This is a genomic window from Celeribacter marinus (assembly GCF_965656515.1).
Lineage (GTDB): Bacteria > Pseudomonadota > Alphaproteobacteria > Rhodobacterales > Rhodobacteraceae > Celeribacter > Celeribacter marinus_D.
On record NZ_CBFHKW010000123.1, the window covers coordinates 1 to 1,164 of the forward strand.

At 58.0% G+C, this 1,164-nt stretch carries 2 protein-coding genes; one reads left to right on the forward strand and one right to left on the reverse strand.

The genetic code is table 11. The features are described 5' to 3' along the window. Positions 1 to 90: 90 nt before the first annotated feature. Complete coding sequence (gene metF, locus ACTG34_RS13785; protein ID WP_439105437.1) at positions 91 to 930, reverse strand: methylenetetrahydrofolate reductase [NAD(P)H]; 840 nt, start codon at positions 928 to 930, stop codon at positions 91 to 93. Between the two features lie 99 nt (positions 931 to 1,029). On the opposite strand from metF, the gene ACTG34_RS13790 reads away from it, so the two are divergent. Then, on the forward strand, positions 1,030 to 1,164 hold a 135-nt coding region (locus ACTG34_RS13790), incomplete at its 3' end, for a LysR family transcriptional regulator (RefSeq protein WP_439105438.1).

Here is a 1,164-nt window from a genome sequence, read left to right on the forward strand (position 1 = left end):
GGATGGGGAAAATTCTTCCTCATGCGCCGCAAACGGACCATCGGCACCGACCCATCGGAACTGCGCCACCCGTCCTTGGATGCGTGACCCCTACGCCCCCGCGACGCCCAAGTTGGCGCAGATCGCTTTGGAGAGGTGTGGACGGTTGAGGGTGTAAAAGTGCAGGTCCTCGACGCCCTCGTTGATGAGGCTTTGGCACAATTGGGTGCATAGTTCGATGGACAGTTCGCGCGCGTCATCGGTGGTCTCGAACGCCTCGGCGTAATGCGCGGGCAGGGGGGTGCCGCAGGAGGCCGCGAATTTTTGCACGCCCTTCCAGCTTGTGATGGGCAATATGCCAGGAATGATTTTGCCCGTGATCCCCGCATCTGCACAACGGTCGCGAAAGCGAAAGAACGTTTCGGGGGCAAAGAAAAACTGGGTAATGGCCGAATCTGCGCCCGCTTCGAATTTCTTCTTGAGCCAAGTGATGTCTGCGTTCTCGTCGCTGGCATCGGGGTGCGGATCTGGGTAGGCGCCAACGCGGATTTTGAAATTGCCCGTCTCTTTGAGGGCCGCGATCAGTTCGACCGAATTGGCAAAGCCGTCTTTGGCTGGCGTGAATTTGCCCGCATCTTTTGGCGGATCGCCGCGCAGGGCCACGATTTCATTGACACCCACCGCCTTGTAACTCTCGGCAATCGCAAGGGTTTCGGCGCGTGTCGCGTTCACACAGGTCAGGTGCGCGGCCACGTTCCATCCGTACTTGCGGTGCAAAAGCGCCACCGCGTCATGGGTCAATTCGCGGGTCGTGCCGCCCGCGCCGTAGGTCACAGACACAAATCCGGGGTTCATGCCCTCAAGCGCCTGCACGGTCTCAAAAAGGCTAAAGCATGCTTCGATGTTCTTAGGAGGAAAGAACTCGAACGAGATATTTGGTGCGGCGGTCATGGGGGCTGTCCTTGTCTATGTCGGTGGCCCTTGTGTCACAGGCGTCCATGTGAGACAAATTCATAATTTTCAAGTTTAACATGAATGGCGCTCAACTCGATGCATCTCGAATTTCGACATCTGCGGACCATAAAGGCGATCCATGAGGCGGGGGGATTGGCGCGTGCGGCCGATCGGCTCAACATCACGCAATCGGCCCTGTCGCATCAGGTCAAAGGCCTTGAGGATCAGGCG

Bases quoted from the DNA above. Each gene is read 5' to 3' on its own strand.
- metF (WP_439105437.1), bottom strand. From the start codon at position 930: ATGACCGCCGCACCAAATATCTCGTTCGAGTTCTTTCCTCCTAAGAAC.